The sequence below is a fragment of the Streptomyces asiaticus genome, assembly GCF_018138715.1.
Taxonomy (GTDB): Bacteria; Actinomycetota; Actinomycetes; order Streptomycetales; family Streptomycetaceae; genus Streptomyces; species Streptomyces asiaticus.
In genome coordinates this window covers 343376-367849 of record NZ_JAGSHX010000001.1, presented here as the reverse complement: position 1 = coordinate 367849, position 24474 = coordinate 343376, and the positions used below count along the sequence as shown (strand labels likewise).

Annotated in this window: 24 protein-coding genes; 17 read left to right on the top strand and 7 right to left on the bottom strand. The window is 72.1% G+C overall.

Translation table 11 applies throughout. The annotated features are described in order from the left end of the window. Positions 1–44 precede the first annotated feature (44 nt). Together KHP12_RS01130 and KHP12_RS01125 are read right to left on the bottom strand one after the other, a co-directional pair. Complete coding sequence (locus KHP12_RS01130; RefSeq protein WP_211831255.1) at positions 45–1616, bottom strand: AbgT family transporter; 1572 nt, start codon at positions 1614–1616, stop codon at positions 45–47. Then, a complete protein-coding gene (locus KHP12_RS01125) occupies positions 1616–2917 on the bottom strand; it encodes a metal-dependent hydrolase family protein (RefSeq protein WP_086881749.1) in 1302 nt (433 codons plus the stop codon). The genes KHP12_RS01130 and KHP12_RS01125 overlap by 1 nt, the downstream gene beginning before the upstream one ends. 124 nt (positions 2918–3041) lie before the next feature. On the opposite strand from KHP12_RS01125, the gene KHP12_RS01120 reads away from it, so the two are divergent. The 4 genes from KHP12_RS01120 to KHP12_RS01105 all read left to right on the top strand — a co-directional run bounded on the left by KHP12_RS01120 (position 3042) and on the right by KHP12_RS01105 (position 6700). Further along, on the top strand, positions 3042–4103 hold the full coding sequence (locus KHP12_RS01120) for an Lrp/AsnC family transcriptional regulator (protein ID WP_086881748.1): 1062 nt from the start codon (positions 3042–3044) through the stop codon (positions 4101–4103). Positions 4104–4255: 152 nt separating this feature from the next. Then, positions 4256–5530 carry an O-antigen ligase family protein gene (locus tag KHP12_RS01115; RefSeq protein ID WP_086881747.1) on the top strand — a complete coding sequence of 425 codons (1275 nt, stop codon included), beginning with the start codon at positions 4256–4258 and terminating at the stop codon, positions 5528–5530. A 24-nt stretch (positions 5531–5554) separates the two neighbouring features. Continuing rightward, positions 5555–5752, top strand: a complete 198-nt coding sequence (locus tag KHP12_RS01110; protein WP_211831254.1) for a hypothetical protein — start codon at positions 5555–5557, stop codon at positions 5750–5752. Positions 5753–5875: 123 nt separating this feature from the next. Then, positions 5876–6700, top strand: coding sequence for an alpha/beta fold hydrolase (locus tag KHP12_RS01105; protein ID WP_211831253.1), 825 nt, complete (start codon positions 5876–5878; stop codon positions 6698–6700). Here the strand turns inward: KHP12_RS01105 and KHP12_RS01100 are convergent. The 3 genes from KHP12_RS01100 to KHP12_RS01090 are packed head-to-tail and all read right to left on the bottom strand — an operon-like array spanning position 6645 to position 11344. Next, a complete protein-coding gene (locus KHP12_RS01100) occupies positions 6645–8162 on the bottom strand; it encodes an AMP-binding protein (protein WP_086881744.1) in 1518 nt (505 codons plus the stop codon). The two genes, KHP12_RS01105 and KHP12_RS01100, sit on opposite strands and share 56 nt — an antisense overlap. Beyond that, complete coding sequence (locus tag KHP12_RS52700; protein ID WP_211831252.1) at positions 8159–10456, bottom strand: CaiB/BaiF CoA-transferase family protein; 2298 nt, start codon at positions 10454–10456, stop codon at positions 8159–8161. The genes KHP12_RS01100 and KHP12_RS52700 overlap by 4 nt, the downstream gene beginning before the upstream one ends. Before the next feature lie 18 nt (positions 10457–10474). Further along, a complete protein-coding gene (locus KHP12_RS01090; RefSeq protein WP_086881742.1) occupies positions 10475–11344 on the bottom strand; it encodes an alpha/beta fold hydrolase in 870 nt (289 codons plus the stop codon). A 191-nt stretch (positions 11345–11535) separates the two neighbouring features. Between KHP12_RS01090 and KHP12_RS01085 the strand changes: the two genes are divergently transcribed. Both KHP12_RS01085 and KHP12_RS01080 read left to right on the top strand, forming a co-directional pair. Beyond that, positions 11536–12012: an FAS1-like dehydratase domain-containing protein gene (locus KHP12_RS01085; protein WP_086881741.1), complete on the top strand. Its 477-nt coding sequence runs from the start codon at positions 11536–11538 to the stop codon at positions 12010–12012. Next, positions 12009–12407 (top strand): hotdog family protein, encoded by a 399-nt coding sequence (locus KHP12_RS01080; RefSeq protein WP_086881740.1) that lies wholly within the window; start codon positions 12009–12011, stop codon positions 12405–12407. Before KHP12_RS01085 ends, KHP12_RS01080 begins: the two co-directional genes overlap by 4 nt. Positions 12408–12454: 47 nt before the next feature. On the opposite strand, the gene KHP12_RS01075 is transcribed toward KHP12_RS01080, so the two are convergent. Continuing rightward, positions 12455–13408, bottom strand: coding sequence for a quinone oxidoreductase family protein (locus KHP12_RS01075; RefSeq protein ID WP_086881739.1), 954 nt, complete (start codon positions 13406–13408; stop codon positions 12455–12457). Between the two features lie 325 nt (positions 13409–13733). Here KHP12_RS01075 and KHP12_RS01070 point away from each other — a divergent pair, with 325 nt between their 5' ends. The 11 genes from KHP12_RS01070 (at position 13734) to KHP12_RS01020 (ending at position 22884) form a co-directional block, all read left to right on the top strand. After that, complete coding sequence (locus tag KHP12_RS01070; protein WP_211831251.1) at positions 13734–14981, top strand: aromatic ring-hydroxylating oxygenase subunit alpha; 1248 nt, start codon at positions 13734–13736, stop codon at positions 14979–14981. 114 nt (positions 14982–15095) lie between these two features. Further along, positions 15096–16445 carry a M20 family metallopeptidase gene (locus KHP12_RS01065; protein WP_086881737.1) on the top strand — a complete coding sequence of 450 codons (1350 nt, stop codon included), beginning with the start codon at positions 15096–15098 and terminating at the stop codon, positions 16443–16445. Then, positions 16442–17404, top strand: coding sequence for a DODA-type extradiol aromatic ring-opening family dioxygenase (locus KHP12_RS01060; RefSeq protein WP_086881736.1), 963 nt, complete (start codon positions 16442–16444; stop codon positions 17402–17404). Before KHP12_RS01065 ends, KHP12_RS01060 begins: the two co-directional genes overlap by 4 nt. Continuing rightward, positions 17401–18264, top strand: coding sequence for an alpha/beta fold hydrolase (locus tag KHP12_RS01055; RefSeq protein ID WP_086881735.1), 864 nt, complete (start codon positions 17401–17403; stop codon positions 18262–18264). The genes KHP12_RS01060 and KHP12_RS01055 overlap by 4 nt, the downstream gene beginning before the upstream one ends. A 16-nt stretch (positions 18265–18280) precedes the next feature. Beyond that, positions 18281–19063, top strand: a complete 783-nt coding sequence (locus KHP12_RS01050) for an IclR family transcriptional regulator (RefSeq protein WP_086881734.1) — start codon at positions 18281–18283, stop codon at positions 19061–19063. Continuing rightward, positions 19060–19596, top strand: coding sequence for a MaoC family dehydratase N-terminal domain-containing protein (locus KHP12_RS01045; RefSeq protein WP_086881733.1), 537 nt, complete (start codon positions 19060–19062; stop codon positions 19594–19596). The genes KHP12_RS01050 and KHP12_RS01045 overlap by 4 nt, the downstream gene beginning before the upstream one ends. Further along, entirely contained in the window at positions 19593–19988 is a 396-nt protein-coding gene (locus KHP12_RS01040; protein ID WP_086881732.1) for a hotdog family protein, read from the top strand. Before KHP12_RS01045 ends, KHP12_RS01040 begins: the two co-directional genes overlap by 4 nt. Positions 19989–20200: 212 nt before the next feature. After that, positions 20201–21223, top strand: coding sequence for an NAD(P)/FAD-dependent oxidoreductase (locus KHP12_RS01035; protein WP_086881731.1), 1023 nt, complete (start codon positions 20201–20203; stop codon positions 21221–21223). Position 21224: 1 nt separating this feature from the next. Then, positions 21225–21548 (top strand): ferredoxin family protein, encoded by a 324-nt coding sequence (locus tag KHP12_RS01030; protein WP_211831250.1) that lies wholly within the window; start codon positions 21225–21227, stop codon positions 21546–21548. A 150-nt stretch (positions 21549–21698) separates the two neighbouring features. Then, positions 21699–22511, top strand: coding sequence for an IclR family transcriptional regulator (locus KHP12_RS01025; RefSeq protein ID WP_086881729.1), 813 nt, complete (start codon positions 21699–21701; stop codon positions 22509–22511). Positions 22512–22740: 229 nt separating this feature from the next. Further along, positions 22741–22884, top strand: a complete 144-nt coding sequence (locus tag KHP12_RS01020) for a hypothetical protein (protein WP_244202772.1) — start codon at positions 22741–22743, stop codon at positions 22882–22884. Here the strand turns inward: KHP12_RS01020 and KHP12_RS01015 are convergent. Then, on the bottom strand, positions 22863–24317 hold the full coding sequence (locus KHP12_RS01015) for a glyceraldehyde-3-phosphate dehydrogenase (RefSeq protein ID WP_086881728.1): 1455 nt from the start codon (positions 24315–24317) through the stop codon (positions 22863–22865). The two genes, KHP12_RS01020 and KHP12_RS01015, sit on opposite strands and share 22 nt — an antisense overlap. Positions 24318–24474: the final 157 nt, after the last annotated feature.

Here is a 24474-nt window from a genome sequence, read left to right as displayed (position 1 = left end):
ACTGAGTCCCGGGCACATGGTGGTCACCATGTGCCCGGGAAGCGTCATTTGACGCCGATGTGCGCTCCGGGGCCGAGCGGCAGGTCCAGGCCGTAGAAGATGCCGAGGATCGCCAGCCACACCACCAGGAACGGCACCACGAAGATGGCGAGCCGGGAGATGAGGGTCCCCAGACGGGCCTCCGGTTCGTATTCGCGGACCATCGCCAGGACCAGGAGAAGGTACGGGTTCATCGGGGTGATGGCGCCGGTCGCCGAGTCGCCGATGCGGAAGGCCGCCTGGCTGAGCGCCGGGCTCATGTCCATCAGCATGAAGGCCGGGATGAAGACGGGGCCGACCAGGGACCACAGGGCGGATCCGGAGAGGATCACCAGATTGAGGCAGGAGGCCAGCAGGACGAACGCGATGATCGCCCAGAAGCCGGTCACGCCGATGGAGTTGAACAGCGCGGCCGCCTTCACCGCCAGCAGCACCCCGAGGTTGGACCAGGTGAAGACCGCGATGACCTGGGCGGCGAAGAACATCATCACGATGTAGCCGGACATGTTCTTCACCGAGTCGGTCATGGCGGTGACCACGTCCTCGGTGCCGGTGAGCTGCTTGACCGTGAAGCCGTAGGTGAGCCCGGCGAGCAGGAAGGCGCCGAAGAGCACCGGGACGACACCGGTCAGCACCGGCGAGGGCACGAAGGCGCCGCCCTCCCCGCGCAGCGGCGCGCCCGGTGGCAGCCACAGCGCGAGGACCGCCGCCAGGTACACACCGACGACCGCGCAGGTGACCGCGAGTCCCTTGCGCTGCACCGGGGTGAGGGTCAGGTCCTCGCCCGTGGCCTCGCCGTCGGCCGCCTGGTAGGTGCCCAGGCGTGGTTCGAGGACACGGCTGATGAGGAATCCGCCGAGCAGCCCCAGGACGACACTGCTGGCGGCGGTGAAGAAGTAGTTGATGAGCACGTGGATATGGAGGCCCTCGGCGGCCGGGAGCACCGAGGCCGCCTGCTGGGTGATGCCCACGTACAGGGCGTCCAGCGAGCCGATGGTGAACCCGGCGGCGTAGCCCGCGGTGACACAGGCGAAGCCGCCGATGAGGCCCGCCACGGGATGGCGTCCGGCGCTCTTGAACACCAGGGCCGCCAGCGGTGGCAGCACGATGGCGCCGACATCGCTCATCATGTGCGCCTGGCTGGCGATGATCGCCACCGCGTACGGCAGCACGGCGCGCGGCACCCGGGCCAGCGTGGCCCGCATCGCGGTCTCCAGCAGCCCGGTCTTCTCCGCGAGTCCGACCACCATGATCAGCACCAGCACGGCGCCGATCGGCGGGAAGGTGGCGAAGTTGGGGATCAGGTTCTCCAGCAGCCAGCGCAGCCCCTCACCGGTGAGCAGCCCGCCGATGGACTTGGTGTCATCGGTGCCGGGGACGGTGACGGCGACACCGGCGAAGGCGAGGACGGTGGAGACGACGGCCAGCAGCGCGAAGAGCCCGGCGAACAGGACCATGGGGTTGGGCAGGGCGTTGCCGGCGCGTTCGACGAAGGAGAGAACACGGTCGAGCCGGCCACGCCGCTCCTTGTCCGGCGAGGTGCCCCCGGGGACGGGGAGCCCGGTCACCGCGGGCATCAGGGCCGCCCTCCGGCTGGCGTGGCCGAGGGCAGGAGGCCCTTGGTGTCCTTGCGGACATGTCCGTCCTGCACGACGCAAACCACGTTGGCGGGATCGCCCAGCACACCGATGTCCGCGAGCGGATCGCCCTCGCAGATGACGAGGTCGGCGACGCGGCCGGGGGCCAGCGTGCCGAGCCGGTCGGCGACGCCGAGGAGTTCGGCGGCGGTCCGGGTGCCGGCCACGATGGCGTCCATGGGGTCCATGCCCAGGTCCACGAGGTAGGAGAGCTCCATCAGGTTCTGTCCGTGCGGACAGACGGCGGCGTCGGTGCCGAGCGCGATCTTCGCCCCCTGCTCGATGGCGCGGGAGATGTTCTCCTTGGTGATGCCGGACCAGCGCACCTTCTTCTCGTAGTGATAGTGCTCCATCGTGGCCTTGTTGATGCCCGCGTAGACGGTGGAGAGGGTCGGGACGACGAAGACGCCACGCTCCCCCGCCATCTCCAGGGCCCGGTCGTCCAGGCCGTAGCCGTGCTCGATGCTGGTGACCCCGCCACGGATGGCGTTGAGGATGCCCGCGTTGCCCTGGGCGTGGGCGGCCACCGGCTTGCCGCCGTGGCGCCGGCACTCGTCGACCACGGCGCGGATCTCCTCCTCCAGGAGCCCCTCGTCGTCCGGCTGGTCGTAGGGGCTGCCCATGCCACCGGTGGCGCAGATCTTGACCAGGTCGGCCCCCGCGCGCAGCACCTTGCGCACGGCCAGCCGCGCCTCGTCCTCGGTGTCGGCGAGCTCGGACATCTCACCGCCGCTGAGGTCGGTGCCGTCGGGCAGGCGCACATCGGCGTGGCCGCCGGTGTGGCTGATGATCCGTACGGCGGTGTGCAGCCGGGGGCCCTCGATCCGGCCGGTCTCGACGGCGGTGCGGTACCCGGTGGCCAGCCCGCCCAGGTCCCGGGCGGTGGTGATGCCCGCGTCGAGGGTCTGCCGCATGCGGGTGGCGGTGTCGAAGGTGACCAGGACCGGGTCGAGTTCACCGCGGCGGCCGGGCTGGGAGGCATGGGCGTAGGCGAGGTGGGTGTGGCAGTCGAAGAAACCCGGCAGCACGGTGCGGCCGCCCGCGTCGATGACACGGCCGGTGAAGGCGTCGCCGGAGGCCGGGGGCGCGGTGGCCGCCGGGCCCGCGTAGGTGATGGTTCCTTCGGCATCGGCGATGACGACGGCGTCCGCGATCGGGGCAGCCCCGGTACCGTCGACCAACGTGGCGTTCTCCACGCGCAGAGCCGTCCTGGTGGTCTCGGACGTGGTGGGTTCCGTCATGAGCTCGATCTCACTCCTCGTTGGGGGGAACTGGTGGGGAGGAGTGTCGATCCATCACGTGTTTCGGGTGTTATCATGCAGCATTCCATCGAGATTCACATGCGATACGCAGAAAAGCGCCGCCATGCACACGCAGGATTTCGCCGCGCATGACCTGGACGAGCTGGATCGCGGCCTCATACACGCCTTGCAGATCCACCCCAGGGCCCCATGGACTCTCGTCGGTGATGTTCTCGGGGTGAACCCGGTGACGGCCGCGCGACGCTGGCACCGGCTCCAGGAGGCGGGGCTGGCCTGGGTGACCGCCTACCCCCAGCTCTCGGACTCCCGGATCGTGGTGACCGGCATCGTCGAGGTGGACGCCGAGCCCGGGGTCGGCGAGGACGTGGCCGAGGCCCTGGCGGCCGAGCCCTCGGTGGCGAACGTCAAGCTCACGGCCGGAAGCCGGGATCTGGTGATCGCTCTCCAGGCCTCCGATCTGGGTGAGCTCTCCCAGCTCACCACCGCCCTCTTCCGTGGCGCCCCGGGGGTGCGGGCGACACGTACGCATGTGGCCACGGGCGTGCCCTCCGAGGGCAGCCGGTGGCGGCTGCGCGCCCTGGACGCCACGCAGCTCGCCCGTCTCCAGGAGGCGCTTCCGCCGGCCGAGCCGCTCCCCTCGGGGACGACCGGCTGGGACCCCCTGGACATCCGGCTCCTGGAGCTGCTGAGTGTGGACGGCCGGATGGCGATCAGCGATCTGGCGGAGCACGCCGACGCGCCGCTCACCACGGTCCGCCGACGGCTGCGGTCACTGCTCGGCTCACGGGTGTGTCTGCGCTGCGATCTGGCCCGGCCGCTGTCGGGATGGCCACTGTCCGCGGTGTACTTCGCGTCCGTACCGGCCGAGCGCCTGGAGGAGACCAGCCGGGCGCTGGCCGGGGTGCGGGAGGTGCGGTCGTGTGCGATCACGGCGGGCCCGCACAACCTCGTCATCGACGTCTGGCTGCGCGCCTCCGGCGATGTGCACGCCTTCGAGGCGCATCTGTCGAGGCGGCTGCCGCGGCTGACCATCGAGGACCGCTCGGTGGTGCTGCGCACGGTCAAGCACATGGGCCGGCTGCTGGACCGCGACGGCCACAGCGTGGGCATCGTCCCGCTGCGCCCCTTCACAGCCCCCGCCGCCGGGGACGCCACCGCCACCTGAGGCGCGGGCACCCGGTCCGGCGTCGCGGCCGCTCCGTCCGAACCGGCCACTCCGTCCGAACCGGCCGCCCGGGTCACCGGACGTGAAGGCGCTGTCCACTGTTCGTGTGGGTGCCATCTGCCGATACCCGCCGCCGGACACGCTGGGGCGCCATGGCACCTGTGCGCGCGATAGTCCAAGCCGTTCCACTGGTGGCTACGGCCATCGTCATGCTCGACTCGGCCACCGACTTCTTCCCGGACGCCCCGCTGGTCGGCGTCATCACACCGGTGCGCCTCGCCGTGCTGGCGGGGCTGATCGCGACGGTGGTGACGGCCCCGCGACTGGCCACGTTCCGCACCCGCCTCGACCTCGCCATCGCGCTGCTCCTGCTCAGTGCCGTCGCCACCACCTACGTCGGCGGGCACCCCGACGCGCCGCTGCGTGCCCTGCTGACCGCTCTCGCCACCTTCTATCTGCTGGTCGGGGTGCGGCGGTCGCAGCCCGAATCGTGGCGCGCGGTGGCGCTGCTCGCGCTCGTCTGCGTGGCGGCCGCGGCCACTTCGGCGTTCGCCCAGGTGACCAATGAGGTGCCGACCGGCTTCTGCCGCACCGGGCTCTTCACCGACGTCGACTGCGACAGTGGCGGGGCCGGTTCGATGATCCGCGCCACGGGCACCTTCGCCAACCCCAACCTGCTCGCCGCGTTCCTGGTGCTGCTCACCCCGATCGCCCTGCTGATGGCGGTGACGGTCGCCGAGCGCACGGCCCGGGTCGCGGTCGTGACCGTGGGCCTCCTCGCGTACGGCGCGGTGCTGACCACCTTCTCCCGGGCGGGCTGCGTCGCGGCCGCGGCGGGTCTGCTGGTGCTCGGTGGCGCGTACTGGCTCGCCCCCCGCCTCGGCCGGTGGGGGGTGCGGACGCTGACGACCGTGGGGCTGGCCGGGCTGGCGGCGGTGACGGTGGCGCTGTGGGTGGTGTCGCGGGCGGGTGACGCGCTCGGGGTCCGGGGCCAGGCGTGGAAGGCGGCCGTGGACCTGGCCGTGGACCATCCGCTCGGGGTCGGTCTCGGCCGGGCCGGCGACGCCGTCTCCGCGGCCGTACCGGGCGGCAGGACCTTCGTCCACGCGCACAACATGTGGCTGAACTGGCTGGCCGAAGCGGGCGTGGCCGGTCTGCTCGGCATCCTGCTGGTGACGGTGATCGCCGTGGCCTCGGCGGTCCGCGCCGCGCGGGAGAAGTCCGTGGCCGGTGTTGTCGGGCTCGCCGCCCTGACGGGGTTCTTCCTCGCGGCCACGGTGGACCACCCGGCCAACTTGGACCGGATCGCCATGCTCTTCTGGCTGGTCCTCGGCCTCGTCATGGCCGAGGTCCCGGGTGGCTGGCGGGAGTCCGGGACGCCCGCGCGGGCCACGGGCCGGTCGGGGCGCCGGGCGCGGCGCCGCTGAAGCGCTCCGCTGGGAAGTGCCACGATGCGTTATGGGGTGTCCGCGGCGCCGTCGTGGCTGGTGACCCATGCGGCGGAGCCGCATATCGACACAGCCGCGGCGGAGCCGCACATCGGCACAGCCGCGGCGGAGCCGCATGTCGACACAGCCCCGCGCCCCTTCGGGGCGCCTCTCGAACCGCAGCCGGCTTCCGCCGATCTGCTCGCCGCCACGGCGAAGTAGGCGGCCCGACGGATGCTGTGGCCGTCCGGGGTCCGGACAGCGGAACGTCCTCCTGGCCCCGCCCGCTCGGTGGCGACCAGAGTGGGCGGGCGGTTCGCGTCAACCGGAAGGCGGGGCACAGCGATGGCGGACACGGTGCGGCGGGGCTATGCGCCCAGCCACTTCGGGCAGTTGCACTACGCGGAGTGCGGGTCCGGCGAGCCGGTGCTCCTGCTGCATCAGACGCCACGTTCCTGGACCGAGTACGCCGATGTGCTGCCCCTGGTGGGCCGGGCGCACCGGGCGATCGCCATGGACACCGTGGGGTTCGGCGCCTCGGCCAAGCCCGAGGGGCCGCACTCGATCGAGCGGTTCGCCGACGGGGTGGCGGCGCTGGCCGACGCGCTCGGGCTGGACACCTTCCACCTGGTGGGCCATCACACGGGCGGTGTGGTGGCCGTGGAGGTGGCCGCCCGGTCGGGCGACCGCGTCAGCAGTCTGCTGCTCTCGGCCACGGCCTTCGTGGACGAGGCCAAGCGCGCGGCGGCTCCCGCGCGCCCGCCGGTCGACCACGTCGACCCCAGGCCGGACGGCTCGCATCTGGTGGAGGTGTGGAATCGGCGTCGCGCCTTCTACCGGGCGGGCGAGGAGGCCGCGCTGCACCGCTATGTGATCGACGCGCTGACCGTACTGGACCGGGTGGAGGAGGGGCACGAGGCGGTGTACCGGTACCGGATGGAGGAGCGGCTGGCGCACATCACCGCCCCCGTACTCGCCGTGTGCGCGCCGGAGGACCACTACTCGCTGCCCGCGCTGGAGAGGTTCGCGGCGGCGCTCGGCTGCGAGACCGCGGTCCTGTCCGGCGGCCATGTACCGGCGCCCGAGCAGCTGCCCGGGGAGTTCGCCGACGTCGTCAGCGCGTGGGTGGACCGGCATCGGCGGTGGCCCGGTCCCACGTCGTCCCGGTGACACCCCGTCTGCGCAGCGCCGCCTTGCGGACCTTGCCGGTCTCGGTGAGCGGCAGTTGGCGCAGGATGTCCACATAACGGGGGACGGCGAACGGGGGCAGCTCGCGCTCGCAGTGGCGGATCACATCGGCCAGGTCGAGCGTGCCGCCGGCGCGGGGCACCACGGCGACCATGACCTCGTCCTCCGCCAGCTCGGACGGCACGGGGAAGACGGCGGCGTCGGCCACCTCGGGATGGCCACGGACGACCGTCTCGACCTCGCACGAGGAGATGTTCTCCCCCCGGCGGCGGATCACGTCCTTGATGCGGTCCACGAACCGGAACCAGCCGTCTGGTTCGCGGACCACCCGGTCCCCCGTGTGCCGCCACGCGTCCACCGGCTCCGCCGGCTCGCCCAGATAGCCGGTGGCGAAGGCGTACGGCCGGTGGCTGCGCACGACCAGCTCGCCCGGGGTGCCGTCGGGGACGGGCGTGAGCAGTTCGTCCACGACACGGGCGTCGAAACCCGCGCGCAGGGTGCCCATGTAGCCGGGCCGCTGCTCCTCGGCGGTCGTGCCGATGACCAGGTTGGTCTCGGTGGAGCCGAATCCGTCGACCAGCGTGACGCCGAACCGCTCGCGGAACGGCCCCCAGGCATGGGCCGGTGTCGCCGGGGAGAGTCCGCGGACGGCCCGGTGCGCACGGTCGTGCGGGCCCGGGGGCTGGGCCAGCAGCATCGGCACCATGGCGCCCAGCAGATAGACCACGGTCGCCCCGGCCGCGGCCGCCTCGGTCCAGTACCGGGAGGCCGAGAAGCGGGGCGCCAGGGTGATCGACGCCCCCACGGTCATCGCCTGCGCCAGCGCGTTCAGGGCGTTGGTGTGGAACATCGGGAGGCAGGTGTGGAGGACGTCGTCCGCGGTGAGGCGCAGCGCGTCGGAGACGTTGCGCCCCCACCAGACGAACTGGGCGTGGGGGCAGCGCACCCCGCGAGAGGTGCCGGTGGTCCCGGAGGTGAACAGGACACACGCGGTGTCCTCCGGGCGGACGGGCGCCGCCGGGAAGGCCGGGCCGCCGCCCGGCCGTGGTGTGCCGTCCGCACCCGCGCGCCACAGCGTCCCCCGGTACCCGGCCGCCCGCACGCGCTCGGCCGTCTCGTCCTCCGCGAGCAGATGCGCGGGGCGGGCCTGGTCCAGGACGTGTCGCAGCCCGCCGCCGCGCAGCCCTGTGTTCAGGGGGACGAGCTCGGCGCCGAGCCAGGCGGCGCCGAGGAACAGGTCCACGAGTTCGATCCGGTTGCCCGTCATCGCCGCGATGCGCTCGCCCGGGCGGCAGCCCTGGACCGCGAGGGCCCCCGCCATGGTGGCGGCGGCCTCCCGCGTCTCGCGGTAGCTGCGGACCGTGGTCCCGATCCGCAGGAAGGGCCGGTCCCCGTGGTCCCGGGCCGCGGTCCGGAGCAACCCGGGAATCGTCAGGGTGGTCACCGCAGCACCTCGCGCTCGCGCAGTGCGCGGATCCGCTCCGGCGACAGCCCCGCGACCTCGCGCAGCACATCGTCGGTGTCGGCGCCGAGCACGGGTGCCGCCTTGACGATGCGACCGGGTGTGCGGGTGAGCCGGACGGGCGGCCCCTCGTGCAGGAAGGCCCCCGCCACCGGGTGTTCCGCGCGGACGTAGAAGCCCCTGGCCCGCAGTTGCGGATCGTGCTCCACGAGGTCGCGGCCGTCCCGCACCGGGCCCGCGGGTATGCCGTGCTCCTGGAGGAGTTCGGCGGTGGCGTCGGCCGGCAGGGTCCTGGCCCAGGCGGCGAGGGCGCCGTCGACCAGCTCGGTGTGGTGTGCGCGCCTCTCCGCCGTGCGGGTGCGTTCGTCGGTGGCGAGGTCGGGACGGCCGATCACCGTGCACAGCGCGGCCCATTCGGTGTCGTCGCGGACGCTGACGGCCAGCCAGCTGTCGGCGCCGAGGCAGCGGTACACGCCCTGCGGGCTCCACCGCGGATCGGTGTTCGCGGCGGGCTCGGTGGGGTGGAGCAGGCTGGTGCCCATATGGGAGGCGATCGCCTCGAGCTGGGACAGGTCGATGTGCTGTCCGCGCCCGGTCTCCTCGCGGTGTTCCAGGGCGGCGACGGTGGCGAGCGCGGCCTGTAGCCCCGCCACGATGTCGCCGTGGCCGTAGATCACCCCGACCACGTCGTCCGGGCCCCATCCGGTCAGGCCGGTGAGCCCCGAGCTGGCGGACACGGTGTCCGCGTACGACACCCAGCCGCTGCGCGGGCCGGTGTGCCCCATCCCGGACATGCTGATGTACACCAGCCGGGGGTTGATCTCGCGCAGGGTGTCGTAGCCCAGGCCGAGTTTGGTCATGACGGTGGCGCTGAAGTTCTCCACCAGGACGTCGCAGGAGGCGATGAGGTCGCGGAGTACGGCGATGCCGTCCTCGGTGCGGGTGTCGAGGGCCAGGCTGCGCTTGTTGCGGTTGACCTCGTTGAAATAGCCGTTGGTGTTCGGATCGGTGTGCGGGCCGCGCGAGAGGTGCATGAAGGGCGCGAACCGGGTGGGGTCGGGACGGCCGAGTGACTCGACCTTGATGACATCGGCGCCGTGGTCGGCGAGCACCTTGGTGCAGTACGGCCCGGCGAGCACCCAGGTCAGATCCAGGACGCGGACGCCGTGCAGGGCGGGCCGCGCGGGTTCCCGCGTTCCGGGCACCTTCGGGGCCGCGCGGTGCTCGTGCAGAAGCGTTCGGTCCGCGCCCCGTTCCGGGACGTCCAGCTCCTTGATCCGGTGGCCTTCGGGGAACGCGAAGGGGAAGCCCAGATCGGTGCGGTCCCCGGCGCGGAGGAAGAAGTCACGGGCGGCGAGCTGCGGGTTGCCGGGCAGCTCGTGCGGCAGGTCGACCGCCGCCCACGGCAGCTTCCTGGACTGGGCGAGCTCGGCGAACTCGGCCTTCGGCCACCGGCCCGCGAACTCCTGCACCACCGCGAAGACATGCTCCTGGTGCTTCTTGCGCTCCACCGGGTCCTGCCAGCGCGGCTCGGCGAGGTCGGCCTCGGCGCCCTCCTCGCGCAGCCAGGCGAGCAGCGCGTCCCACATGCGGGGGCTGCCGCCGAGGCCACCACCGAGATGGCCGTCGGCGGCCCGGAACAGCCCGTGCGGCACCAGCGGATGCACCCGGCCGGGGCGCGCGGGCACCCGGTCCTCGTGCAGATAGGCGAGGGCGCCCGCCTCCAGGGCGGCGGCCACGCACGCCTGGGCGGATACGTCGGCGAGCTGGCCCGGGCCGGTGCGCCTGGCCCGCAGTCCGAGCAGCGCGGCGATCGCGGCGTGCACCCCGGCGAGCTGCTCCGCCTGGTTCTCCGGAAGGCGCAGGGGCGGCCCGTCCGGGTCGCCGACCTGCGCGAGCATCCCGCCGAGCGCGGCGACCACCAGATCGGTGCCCTGCCAGTGGCCGCGGGGGCCCACGGTCCCGAAGGGGGTGACGCGGACGTGGACGAGGTGGCCGAGTCCCGCGACGGCCTCCGGAGCCCCGTCCGGTGTCCCGTCGAGGAGGACGTCGGCTCCCGCCACCAGGCGCCGCAGCTCCTCCGGGGACGCGGGGGTGACGGACCGCTTGCCGGCGTGCCAGTGGACGAAGGCGTCGCCGTTCAGTTCGCGCCGTGTCGGATCGCCCTCCTCGGGCTCGACCAGGACGACCTCGTGTCCGAGGCCGACCAGGAGCCGACCCGCGAACCGGGTGAAGGGGCTGGACAGTTCGACGACGCGTACGGCCGGGTTGCTCACTTGTCCTCCGCGGGATGCTCAGTCGTGCTGCTGGTTCAGGAAGCCGGTGACCGCGGTGTAGTAGGCGTGCGGCCGCTCCTCCTGGGGGTGGTGGGAGGCGTGGTGCATGACGTGCAGATTGCCCCTGGGGACCATGCGGGCGAGCATCAGCGGATAGTCGGGGGTGAGGAACGCGTCGTACATGCCCCAGAGGAAGAGGGTGGGCGCCTGGATGGCACCGAGTTCCGCGGTGAGGTCCTGCCAGTCGCCACGCGGGTTGTCGGAGGCTCCGGCGAGGGCGGTCTCCTCCGGGTCCAGGCTCTGTTCATAGCGCAGGGTGACGGTGTCGTCGGGGATCGCGGCGGGGTCGTACCACTCCAGGCGGGCGATCAGCTCCCGCATCTTCTCCCAGGAGGGGCCGGTGCCGCCGTAGTACACATCGCGGGCGTTGCGGCCACGCCGACCGCCCTCCGGCAGCGGGGCCAGCGGGCCGTGGAACACGGGCATGCTGCCGGTGATGGTCAGCGACCGGGCCCGCTCGGGGTACTTCGCGGCCAGGTTCAGCGCGATGGTCCCGCCCCATGAGTTGCACACGAAGTCGGCGCGCTCGATGCCCAGGGTGTCGAGCAGGGCGACCGTCTTGGCGGCGTGGTAGTCCCACATCGGGCCTTCGATGACGGACTTGCCGGACTTGCCGTACTGGAGGATGTCCACGAGGTAGCAGTGGCGGTCCTCGGCGAACAGCGGTGCCACCTGCCCGAAGTCGGACCAGCCCGTGCACCCGGGGCCGCCGCCGTGCAGGAAGACCGTCGGCCTGCCCGTCGTGCCCAGTTCGGTGTAGTGGTACGTGACGCCGTCCGCTTCCGCGTAGGCGCCCTCCGGCGGCTTCTGGATGGTCATGAGGTCCATGTCCCGATGGTGTGCGGCCGGTGATCTCCGCCCAAGCGGACCGGTCCGCTGAGCGGGCCGGTCCCGTGGTGGGGGCCTCCGGGCGGTGGCTAGCCTCCCGGCTCATCGTGTCCCCGATGATTCGCGTCCCTGATGATTCGTGTCCCGATGATTCGCGTCCCCGATGATTCGCGTCCGCAGAAAGGCAGCACATGTCCGCGTGGGAAGTGGCCGAGGAACGGGCCAGGGCGGTGATCGGCCGCCCGGAACACCGGGATCTGGGGGTCGTACGGGCCGAGGACGCGGCGGAGTTCGCGCGCGCGGCCGGGGAGACCAGTCCACGGCTGATCGACCCCGACCACCCCGGATTCACCGTCCATCCGCTGTACGTGGTGAGTCTGCTGCGGGGCGCGGGCGGCGCCGACCAGGGCGAGTTCCGGCCGGACGGGATGTACCGCGACGAGGTCCCGGGCACCGACGGCCTGGACGTACGGCTCATGGCGGGCGGCCAGGAGGTCCGGTTCACCGGCGAGGTGCGGGCGGGCGACCGGATCGGGGTCCGCCGTGTCCTCACGGATGTCGCACGCAAGGGCAGCGGTGCACCGTTCCTGCTGCTGACCGTCGAGAAGACGTACACGGCGGAGCGGTCCACGCTCGCCCGGGTGCGGGAGAGGTTCATCGTCCGATGAGGGTGCGCACGGGGCAGCCCGTACCACCGGTGGAGTTCACCCCGGACGCCGTCACGCTGCTGCGGTTCGGGGCGGTCACCCGCAACGCCCACCGCATCCACTACGACACCGGGTTCGCACGGTCCGAGGGGCTGGACGGCCCGGTCGTCATGGCGCAGTTGCACGGCTGTCTGATGCACCGCGCCGCCATGTCGTTCGCGGGTCCTGACGGACGGGTCCTGGAGGTCGAATGGCAGAACCGGGCACCGGCCCTCGCCGGGGAGCGGCTCGTGGTGAGCGGCACGGTCGGCGCCGTCGATCCGGTGACGGGGCGGGTCACCCTGGATCTGGTCGAGCACGGTGGCCGGGGCGATGTGGTGTGCTGCCGGGGCCGGGCCGTGGTCCTGATGGGGTGAACGGCCCCGCCCCGCCGGTGAACGGCCCCGCCCCGCCGCCGGGCCGTTCAGCCGAGGTCGAGGACCACCTTGCCCACCGCCTCCCCGGACCGCAGACGTGCCACGGCCTCCGCCAGCCCGTCGATGCGATGGCGCTCGACGGGCAGCGTCAGCTCACCGGAGGTGAGGTCGCCGAGCAGCCGCTGGGTGTCGGCGGCCACCTCCTTCCCCCGGGTCATCAGGTTCACGGGCAGCAGCGACACATCGGCGAGGAGGAAGTCGGCCAGGTCCACGGTGAACTCACGGCCCGCGGTGTAACCGACGAGGGCGACCCGGCCGCGCGGGCGCACCAGCGGCAGGGAGTCACGCAGGACCGGCCCGCCCACGGTGTCGACGACGACGTCCACCGGGCCACCGATCGCGTCGGCGGAGAGGTCGGCGGCGAGCAGCGCCTTGGCGGGAGCCGGGACATGCGGCAGTTTGGCGGGGCGGCCCACCACGCCGATCACCTCCGCCCCGGCCCGGGCCGCGATCTGCACGGTGAGCGCGCCCACCGCACCGGCCGCCCCGGTCACCAGGACCCGCTCCCCGGGCTGGACGTCCGCCACCGTGTGCACCGAGGCCCACGCCGTGCCCGCGGGGGAGAAGAAACTACAGGCCAGGGCGGGGTCCGTGCCGTCGGGCACCGCCTCCACCGCGGCGTCCGGGACCAGTGCGTGGCCGCCCCAGGTGCCGTCGCGGCGCAGCCCGAGTGCCTTGCCGCTGAGGCGGACGAGGCTCCCCTCGGGGTGGGTGTCGGAGGCGACGACGATTCCGCTGCCCGCGGTTCCGGGCACCGCGGGCAGGTCGGGGAGGATACCGAACGTGCCGTCGATGACGTTCAGGTCGAGGTGGCTGACGGCGGCCGCCTCGATCCGCACCAGGGTGTGGCCGGGGCGTGGCTCGGGGACCGGCCGCTCGACGAGCCGCGGCAGGGTGCCGAACTCCTCCAGCACCAGGGACTGTGACGTCGGGTGGCTCACGTTTTCGCTCCGTATCACGGGCTCACTGCCCTGTTCGGCGAGGGGGCGGACCCGGCGCACGCTAGACCGCGCCGCCCGGTCCGCGCACCGGGCGGGGTCCGCTCAGCGGGACGCACCGCCGCGGCCGCCGTCCAGTCGGCCGCCGTCCAGTCGGCCGCCGCCCGGTCGGCCGCCATCCCGTCGGCCCGCCATCCCGTCACCCCGCCGTCCGGTCGCCGCGCCGGGGAGGGCGCGGTCTGCTCAGCGGACCGGATCCCTTGGGCGGATCCGCGTCCGGCCGGATGCTCGGGTCCACCGTTCACCCGGTATCAGGAGGACACGCACGATGACGGTCGAGGACTCTCCCGACACGGCCACCCCCGTCCGGAGCCGCCGCAGAAAACCGGCCGAGCCCGGCCGCCAGGACTGGTCGTCCTGGCCTCACTACGACGGTGCGGCCGCGGGCTTCCGCGGCTACTGGTACCCGGTCACCTGGTCCAGCCAGATCACCGGCAAGCCGCTGCCGTTCACCGTCTGCGGCGAGCGGATCGCGCTGATCCGCGACAGCGGCACCGCCTACGCCCTGCACAACCGGTGCCCGCACCGCGGTGTGCCGCTGTCGGAGGGCAATCAGCAGTTTCCGGGCACGGTCAGCTGCCCGTACCACGGCTGGACCTTCGACCTGCCCACCGGGCGGCTGTCCGCGGTCATCACCGACGGCCCCGGGTGCCGGCTGACCGGGAAGCTGGGCGTGCGCACCTATCCGGTCGAGGAGCGCCTCGGGATGGTGTGGGTGTACATCCCGATCGCCGACGAGGAGCCGCATCCGATCGACTCCCAGCTTCCGGAGGAGCTGGTCGGCAACGCGTTCGTGATGGGCGGACGGATCGAGCCGCGCGGTGGCAACTGGCGGTTCGCCTGCGAGAACGGCTTCGACGAGGGCCACGCCAAGTACCTCCACCGCACGGCCCTGTGGCGGCTGTTCAAGCCCATGCCGACCTGGAACATCACCCGGATCGTGCCGCGTGGCCGCTGGATCTTCCGGGTCCAGGACGAGGTCCACTGGGAGGCCGAGTACCCCGGGGTGGGCCGCTGGACCAACAAGCGCTGGTGGAAGATGCAGCCGCCGAAGGAGACCTTCAACATCGGCAACACCGGCAAGGCCGGCAGTATCGACCCGACGATCGAGGCCCAGGAGTTCCCCGGCTTCGCGTCCCTGTCGATGCCGGGCGTGCTGCGCATCGCCTACCCCAAGTTCATCCACTACGAGTTCTACGTCCCGGTGGACGAGGACAACCACCGCTACGTCGGTGTGATGGTCAACTTCACCGAGGGCTGGGACACCCTGCGCTTCTACGCCAAGTACCTGGGGGCGATCCGCTGGCTGTTCCACGGCCAGTTCTCCGGCCAGGACGCGTGGATGGTCGATGTCACCGACGCGCCGCCGGAGAAGCTCTACCGGCCCGACATCTCGCTCACCGCCTGGCGGAACCTCAGCGAGGAGGAGTACGGCAAGAAGCTGGCCGCGGTCGGCGGCGCATCCGCATCCGCATCCGCATCCGCATCCGCATCCGCATCCGAAGAGAAGGCATGACATGTTCCGTACCCTGTTCACCCTGTTGGTGGGCGCGGCGATCGCCGTCGGGATCCCGCTGGCCACGAAGCGCGTCGCGCGGACCACGATGACCCAGGTCCACAGGGTCAATCAGTGAGCGCCGACGGCCTGGCGGGTCTGGACGAGCGGCGGCGCTCCTGGGCGCTCGACGCCGCCCGCCACATCAGCGCCGAGCGGCTCCGCGAACTGATCACGGGCCTGGTGGACATTCCCAGCCCCACCGGTGACGAGGGCCCGCTGGCCACGCATATCGCCGACACTCTGCGCGTCACCGGCTGCCACGCGGCCGTCCAGCCCCTCGACGACCGGCAGGCCAACGCCTGGGCGCGGCTGACCGGTGACGGCACCGGCCCCGACCTCATGCTCTACGCCCCCGTCGACACCCTGACCGTGGGCGAGGAGAGCGAGGACGTGCCGTGGATCGGCCCGGAGCTGCGCGAGGACATGCGGCCCGCGGCCACCGTGTACGACGACCTCGTGACCGGGCTCGGCGCCTCCAACCCCAAGGGGCACGCGGCGTGCGTGATGATGGCCGTCGAGGCGATCTCCCGGGCCGGTGTCCCGCTCACCGGTGACCTGGTGGCGGCCTTCGGCGCGGGCGGGATGCCCACCAACGCCCGGCCGGTGGGGACGCGCCACAACACCGGCCAGGGCGTGGGGTGTTCGTTCCTGCTGGAGCAGGGCGTGTGGACGGACTACGCGGTCATCGCCAAGCCCGGCTGGACCGTCTCGTGGGACGAGGTCGGACTGGTCTGGTTCGAGGTGACGGTCGGCGGCACCCACACCTACGCGGGCTCCCGCCACCGGCTCCCGTACGACAACGCCATCGCCCGCGCCGGTGAGGTGGCCGCGTATCTGGAGAAGTGGTTCGAGGAGTACGCCGAACGGCACACCTCGGGCACGGTGGCGCCGCAGGGCATCGTCTCCTCGATCCGTGGCGGCTGGCCGCGGATGGCGGCGGTCACCCCCGCCGTGTGCACCTTGATGGTGGACCTGCGGATCAGCCCGGACATCACACCGATGCGGGCCAAGCGGGAGTTCATGGACGCGCTGGCCGCCCTGCGGGCCGCCTCGCCCGGTCTCGACGTCCGGGCGGAGATGGTGCTGGCGATCCCCGGCACCCGCACACCGCGCGGATCGTGGATCCACCGCAGCGCCACGGCGGCCTGGGAGGCGCTGGAGGGGCGTGCGCACGAGGTGATCGCCGGGAACAGCGGTGCCACCGACGCCAACATCCTGCGCGGCCGCGGCATCCCCACGGTGCGGATCGGCATGCCCAAGGTGGCGGAGGCTCCGTTCGAGATCGACTTCGCCCGCGGCATGAACACGGTGTCGCTCCCGGCCATGGAGAGGCTCACGCGCCATCTGATCCGCACGGCCGTGGACACCGTCACCCGGACCCGCGCCGAGGTGGCCGAGGCGGAGGAAGGAGCTGTGGCATGACCGAGATCGTGCTGGGGGTCGGGGCGTCGCACAGCACGCTGATGAACACCCACTGGGAGGAGACGTACCACAAGGACCGCGCCGAACGGTTCCGGGACGCGCTCGGCGAGGCGCGCGACGCGCTGGCCGCGGCCCGACCCGACACGGTGGTCCTGATCGGCTCCAACCACTTCCGGGGGTTCTGGCTCGACCTGATCCCCAGCTTCACCATCGGGGTCGACGAATGTCTCGCCAGCGGCGAGTCCGGCACCCCGAAGGGCCCGCAGCCGGTGGACCGGGAGCTGGCCCTGTACCTGGCAGGCGCGCTGGTGGAGCGGTCCGGATTCGATGTGGCGTTCTCCGCCCGGCTCCAGATCGACCACGGCCAGTCGCACGCCGTCCAGTATCTGCTCGACGGCCTCGACGTCGACCTCGTACCGCTGGTGGTGAACGTCTTCGCGCCCCCGCTGCCCACGCTCGACCGCTGCGAACGGCTGGGCCGGGCGATCCGCGAGGCGGTCCTGGCGTTCCCCGGCGACCGCCGGGTGGCGGTCATCGGCTCCGGCGGGCTGTCCCACCGGCTGCCCTGGCCGGACTGGCGCGAACCGCACGGCGAGGACGAGGAGTTCATGGTCGGCGCCTGGACAGACGGCCGGGAGAACTGGCAGGACTACGACGCCCGGCGGCGCGAGATCATCCGGGCCGCCGAGGCGGCGCTCAACCCGGAGTTCGACGAGGAGTTCCTGTCCTGGCTGGAAGGCGGACAGGCCCACCGCCTCACCGAGTACACCACCGCGGACCTGGAGAAGGTGGCCGGCAACGGCGCACAGGAGCTGCGCACCTGGCTGCTGATGGCCGCGCTGCTCGACCACGCCCCGGGGAGGCGTCTGGCCTACGAGCCGATGCCCGAGTGGCTCACCGGCATGGGGGTCGCCGTCCTCGACCCCGCGCAGACACAGAACAGCGAAAGGCAGTCATGAGCATCTGGACCGAGCTGTCGGGCATCGACTACCGGCACGCCTATGTGAAGACCGGCGACATCACGACCCGCGCGCTCCAGGCCGGCCCGGAGGACGGCGAGCATGTGGTGTTCCTGCACGGCACCACCGGCCATCTGGAGGCGTTCGTACGGAACATCCCGGCACACGCCGAGCGCTACCGCTGCCACTCCATCGACATGCTGGGCCACGGCTACACGGGCAAGCCCGACCGCCCGGGCGAGATCCCGGCCTACGTCGAGCACCTGTTGGCCTATCTGGACGCGGTCGGCGCCGAGCGCGCCCATCTGGTCGGCGAGTCGCTGGGCGGCTGGGTGGCGTCGTGGGCCGCGAGCGAGCACCCGGACCGGGTCGCCTCCCTCCAGCTGCTCTGCATGGGCGGCACCAAGGTCAATCCGGCGGTGATGGAGCGGCTGAAGAAGTCCACGCGCAGCGCCTCCCTGGAGGACGACATCTCCTTCACCCGGGACCGGCTGCGGCTGCTGTGGGCCGACTGGGACGAGGAGCTGGGCGAGGAGCTGACGCGGATCCGCTACGAGATCTACCACCACCCGGACTTCCAGCGGAACCTGCACAATCTGCTGGCGCTCCAGGAGACGGAGACCCGGGAGCGCAATCTGCTGCGGCCCGACCGCATGGCCCGGATCAAGGCGCCGACGCTGGTGGTCTGGGGCAACAAGAACCCGTTCGGGGACGTACCGGAGGCCGAGGCCATCGCCACCGCGATCCCCGGCGCCCGGCTGGAGATCTTCAACGAGTGCGGCCACTGGCCGCAGCACGAGAAGGCGGATCTGTACAACCCGCTCAGCCTGGAGTTCCTCGCCGCGTCCTCCACCACCTGATCGTGAGGTGCCTGCCATGACCGTCGTCCCCATCGACCACGCCACCAGAGCCTGTCCCGACTCGATGAACTCCGTCCTCGGCAAGGTCCGGTCCATCCTGGAGGCGTTCACGCCCGACGACGACTCGCTGTCGCTCGCCGATCTGGTGCGCCGCTCCGGCGTGGCGAAGGCGACCGTCCACCGGCTGTCCCAGGAGCTGGTCACATGGGGGCTGCTGGAGCGGGCGGGCTGCAACTACCGGCTGGGGCTGCGGCTGTTCGAAATCGGGCAGCGGGTGCACCGGCAGCGGATCCTGCGGGAGGTGGCGCAGCCGTACATGGAGGATCTGCTGCTGGCCACGCGGGAGACCATCCACTTCGCCATCCACGACGGGCTGGACGTGGTGTACCTGGAGAAGATCCTGCCCCACCGGGGGCTGAGCGAGGAGTCGCGGGTGGCGGGGCGGCTTCCGCTGTACTGCACGGCCACCGGCAAGGCGATCCTCGCCCACTCCCCCGGCACCCTGTTCGGCGAGGTGGTCAGGAGCGGCCTCAAGCCGTTCACCCGCCACACCATCACCTCGCCGGGCCGGCTGCGCGGCCAGCTGGACCGCGTCCGCGAGCAGGGCATCGCCACGGAGGCGGAGGAGGTGCGGCTCGGCTATATGAGCATGGCGGTACCGGTCTTCGGGCGGCAGAACACCCTCGCCGGGGCCCTGTCGATCACGGCGCCGACCTACCGTGTGGACGCGATCGCCCACGCCAGTGCGCTGCGTACGGCGGGTCTCGGCATCAGCCGCTCACTGAGGTCGGCGCTGTGACGGCGGCCGTCGTGTCCTCCCCCGCTCTGGAAGAGGTGCTGGCGCGGGCGCGGGAGCTGATCGGGCAGTGGCGGGACGAGGACTGCGGCACCCCGACGGTCAAGGACTTCTGCCGTTACGCGGCCGCCCTCAACGACGGCGGGTACATCCGCCGGGCCCGCGCCCTGGAGGCGGACGGACGGCCGGTCGAGGCGCCCGCCCTGTTCCTCGCGGCCACCATGAGCTGGGAGGACGGCCCGACGGAGGACGAGCTGCGGCCGGATGGCCTGGCGCGGCGGGAGTCGCCGTGCACCGAGGGCCTCCCGGTGCGCCAGGTGCACGGCGGCCAGTCGGTGCGCCTGGTCCGGCCCCCGGTGGCCGGGACGCGGATCACGGCGGCCCGTGCGGTCGTCTCCGCGCGGCACAAGCGCGGGCGGTCGGGCGAGTTCGTCCTGCTGGGTGTCCGCACCCGGTTCCTGTCCCCGGACGGGGGCGAGCTGGCGGCCGTGGACGAGACGATCGTGGTGCTCGACGCCACCGGAGGTGACCGATGACGGCGCCCGCTGTCGGGGCGGAGTGTCCACCGCGCCGGTACGCCCACACCAGTGTGCAGCTGTTCCGCTTCAGCGCCGTGTCGTGGAACGCCCACCGGATCCATTACGACGCCGCGTACGCCGCCACCGAGGGGTTTCCCGACGCCGTCGTGCAGTCCACGCTGCACGGCGAGATGCTCAGCCGGCACGCCCTGGAGTGGGCCGGGCCGGGCGCCCGGCTGGAGTCCGTGGCCTGGCGCAACGTCGCCACGGCGGTGGCCGGTGAGCGGCTGACCTGGGCCGCGACGGTGTCGTCGGTCGAGGGCGCGCGGGTCCGGCTCGACGCGCGCATCCTCAAGGCCGACGGCTCGGAGTGCGTGACGGGGACGGTGGAGGTGACGCGCGCCGGGTGACGGCCCGGGGCGTCCGGGCGCGGGAGCGGTGGCACTCAGGGCTGCGGGGGCCCTGGGTTCCACCGCTTCCGCGTGTCCGGGGCCGTTTGCGCGGGTCCGGGGTGCTTCCGCGGGCCCGGGGGTGCGGCGCCCGAACGAGTTCCGCGGCGCTGTCCCGGCAGGCGGACCGATTCCATTGGACCGTGATCGCGGCCTGCCTACGCTCCTCGACCATGAGCGTTCTCAACGATGAGCCGGTCGCCGCGGAGGACACGGCGGTGGTCGAGACGGACATCCTGATCATCGGCGCCGGACCGTCGGGCCTGTACGGCGCGTACTGCGCGGGCTTCCGGGGCTTGCGCGTGGCCGTGATGGATGTGCTGCCCCAGCGGGGCGGCCAGATCAGCGCGATGTATCCGGAGAAGCCCATCTTCGACATCGCCGGATTCGCCTCGGTGCGCGGTCGCGACCTGGTGGACAGCCTGGTGGCGCAGGCGGAGGCATACGGCACCCGCTATCTCCTCGGCCACCGTGCGGTGGCGCTGGACCACGACGGCGACGGACTGCCCGTGGTCCGCAGCGACCGGGGGACGGCGGTACGGGCCGGGGCCGTCGTGATCACCGGAGGCGTGGGGACCTTCACCCCCCGCCCGCTCCCGGCCGGGGAGGACTTCCTCGGCCGCGGCCAGGTGTACTTCGTGCCCGACCCCACCGCGCACGCCGGTCATGACGTGGTGGTCGTCGGCGGTGGCGACAGCGCCTTCGACTGGGCGGCCCTGCTGGCCCCGGTGGCGCGCTCGGTCCGCCTGGTGCACCGCACCGCGCGGTTCCGCGCCCACCGCGCGTCGGTGGAGAAGGTGCGGGCGCTCGGCATCGACATGCTCACCGATTCCGAGGTCAGCGGCCTGTACGGCGCCGCACACCTGGAGGAGGTCGAGATCCGCCACCGGATCACCAAGGACACCACGCGCCTCCCGGCACAGACCGTGGTGGCCGCCCTCGGCTTCCTCGCGGACCTCGGCCCGCTGCGGGAGTGGGGCCTGACCCTGCGGGCGCGCCGGATCGCCGTGGACACCCGTATGGCCACCAACCTGCCCCGTGTCTTCGCGGCCGGCGACATCACCGACTACCCGGGCAAGGTGCGCCTGATCTCCGTCGGCTTCGGCGAGGCCGCCACGGCCGTCAACAACGCCGCCACGGTCATCGACCCGGAGGCGGCGCTGTTCCCCGGGCATTCCACCGAGAAGGAGAACTGACATGGCCTACGTCATCGGAGCGTCCTGCGTGGACATCATGGACCGGTCCTGCATGGAGGAGTGCCCGATCGACTGCATCTACGAGGGCGAGCGCAAGCTGTACATCAACCCGGTGGAGTGCATCGACTGCGGCGCCTGCGAGGTCGCCTGCCCGGAGCAGGCGATCACCGTGGACCGCAAGGCGGACCCTGAGCACCGTGCCGACAACCGGCGGTTCTTCGAGGAGGTTCTGCCCGGCCGGGACGCCCCGCTGGGTGCCGCCCCCGGTGGCGCCGGGCCGGTCGGCCCGCTGGGGGTGGACACGGCCCTGGTGGGCGGCCGGTGAGCGGACCGCCGGCCGCGGGAGCGGGCCGGCCTCCGCCGAATTCCGACCCCTCCCACCATTCCTACCAGGCAAGAAGCTCTCTATATTGGCCATCCTCAGCACTCATGGCGGCCTCGGTCGAGGCACACCGGCAGGCGGGGAGGGCATGTCGTGACGACTGCGGCGGTACCTCGTGGCAACGGCGAGGAAGCCGGAGCGGACGGGCGGTCCCCCAAGTCCGTCCTCGGCAAGGTCGGGCTGATCCTGTCGGCCTTCGGCGACGGCGACCTCTCCCTCAGCCTCACGGAGCTGACGACGCGCACCGGGGTGGCCAAGGCCACGGTGCACCGGCTGTGCCAGGACCTCGTCGCCAGCGAGCTGCTGGAGCGGGACGGCTCCCACTACCGGCTGGGCCTGCTGCTGTACGCGATCGGCCTGCGCGCTCCCCGGCAGCGCACCCTGCGCCACGCCGCGCGGCCGGTGATGGAGAACCTCGCACAGGCCCTCGACAGCCCCGTGAGCCTGTCCGTGCCGAACGGCACCGACCTGCTGTGCATCGACAACGCCGGCCGCCACCGCAACCGGGCCGGTGCACCCATCGGCGGACGGCTGCTCCAGCTGCACAGCACGGCCCCGGGGAAGCTCACCCTGGCCCTGCTGCCCGACCAGTACCCGCTGGCACGGCTGGCCCCCCATATGCGCCGGATGACCGCCCGTACCCTCACCGCCGACCGGCTCCCGGGCGAGCTCGCCCGCATCCAGGAGCAGGGCTACGCCACCGACTCCGAGGAGCACCGCCTCGGCTACTCCGCCGTGGCCGTGCCCATACGCGGCCCAAGGGACGGCGCCTACCTGGGCGCACTGTCGGTCGTCGCCCCCACGGCACACCACAACGTCCCCCGTACGCTGACGGCGCTGCGGAACGCCGCGGAGGCCGTCACCACCCGTCTCGCGGTGATCGAGGCGTACCGGACCGAACCGTAGCCCTCAGTCGACGAGCAGCCGGGCTGTCCCCCCGTTCGCTGAAGACGTCCCCGGTGGCGAGGGCCACCGCCCCGTATATGGCCGAGGCGGCGCCGAGCCGTGTCGTGGTGATGGTCAGTTTGCGGGTGGCCAGCGGCAGTGCGCGCTGGTACACCACGGCGCGCACCCCGGAGAGCAGGTCGTCGCGCAGATCGCTGAGCGGACCGCCGAGGATCAGGGTGCGGTCCGTATGTTCAATCCGCGCGCCATCATCCTGGCCGGTCCGTTGAGCGAACTCCGCGACGACCTGGTCTCCGCCGTACGAGCCGTCGTGTACCAGCGCGCCCTCCCCCTGGCCACCCGCGGCGGGGGTCAGACCACCGGGGCCGGGTAGGTCGGGTACTCCACCCCGGAGACGTGCTGGACGACGCGGATGACCTGGCAGGAGTAGCCGAACTCGTTGTCGTACCAGAGGTAGAGGATCGCGTTGTCGCCCTCGACCTTGGTGGCGCCCGCGTCGACGATCGAGGCGTGGCGCGAGCCGATGAAGTCGTTGGAGACCGCGTCGGGGGCGCTGATGAAGTCGATCTGCCGCTTGAGCGGCGAGGTCAGGGACACATCGCGCAGATGGTCCAGGACCTCCTCGCGGGTGGTCTCGCGCGCGAGCTGGAGATTGAGGATCGCGATCGAGACGTCCGGCACCGGGACGCGGATCGAGCTGCCGGTGATCTTCGCCTTGAGGTCCGGCAGGGCCTTCGCCACGGCGGAGGCGGCACCGGTCTCGGTGATGACCATGTTGAGCGGCGCCGAGCGGCCACGGCGGTCGGACTTGTGGTAGTTGTCCAGCAGGTTCTGGTCGTTGGTGAACGAGTGGACGGTCTCCACATGGCCGCGCAGCACGCCGTACTCGTCCGCCATCGCCTTCAGCGGCGGGACGATCGCGTTGGTGGTGCACGAGGCGCAGGACAGGATCTGCTCGTCCGGCTTGATCGTGTCGTGGTTGACGCCATGGACGACGTTGGGGACATCGCCCTTGCCCGGCGCGGTCAGCACCACCTTGTCGATACCGGGGCGCAGATGCTTGGACAGCCCTTCGCGGTCACGCCACTTGCCGGTGTTGTCGATGAGGATGGCGTCCTTGATGCCGTACGCCGTGTAGTCCACCGAGGTCGGGTCGTCGGCGTAGATCACCTTGATCTCGTTGCCATTGGCGATGATCTTGCTGTTCGCCTCGTCCACGGTGATCGTGCCCTGGAACTGGCCGTGGATGGAGTCGCGGCGCAGCAGTGAGGCCCGCTTGACGATGTCCTCACCGGCCCGCCCGCCGCTCCCGCGGACGACGATGGCGCGCAGCCGCAGACCGTTCCCGGACCCGGCCTTCTCGATGAGCAGCCGGGCGACCAGCCGCCCGATCCGTCCGAACCCGTAGAGGACGACATCGCGTCCGTCACGGCACTCGATCTTGTTGGCCCCGGTGGCCCCGGCGACGGCCTCGGCGGTGAACTCCTCGACGGAGAGACCGCGGTCATCGGCCCGGTGCGTCTCGGCGAGCATGCCGATGTCGATCTGGGAGGGGCCGAGATCCAGCGCGGTGAGCGCCCGCAGGAACGGCACGGTGTCGGTGACCGAGAGCTCCGCACCGGCGATCTGGCGGGCGAATCGGTGGGTCTTGAGGATGCTGACGACCGACTTGTTCACCAAGGAGCGGCTGTGCAGCAGGACCGTGACGTCCCGCTCCCGATGCAGCTTCCCGATGAGGGGGATCATCGACTCCGCGATCTCCTCGCGGTGCTTCCAGTTGGTGAACGAGTCCTCGTTGAGAGTCACAAGTTTATCTTTCGAGCTAGGTGGCGCTCATATGCTAGCTCCCCAGGTCATGGGGCTCGTCGGCACCCCCGGCCATCCGCACCACGCGGGCCCCCGGCACGGCTTCCGCATGCTCGCCGAACAACACGCAGGCTCATGGCCCCCGCCGCCGCCCATG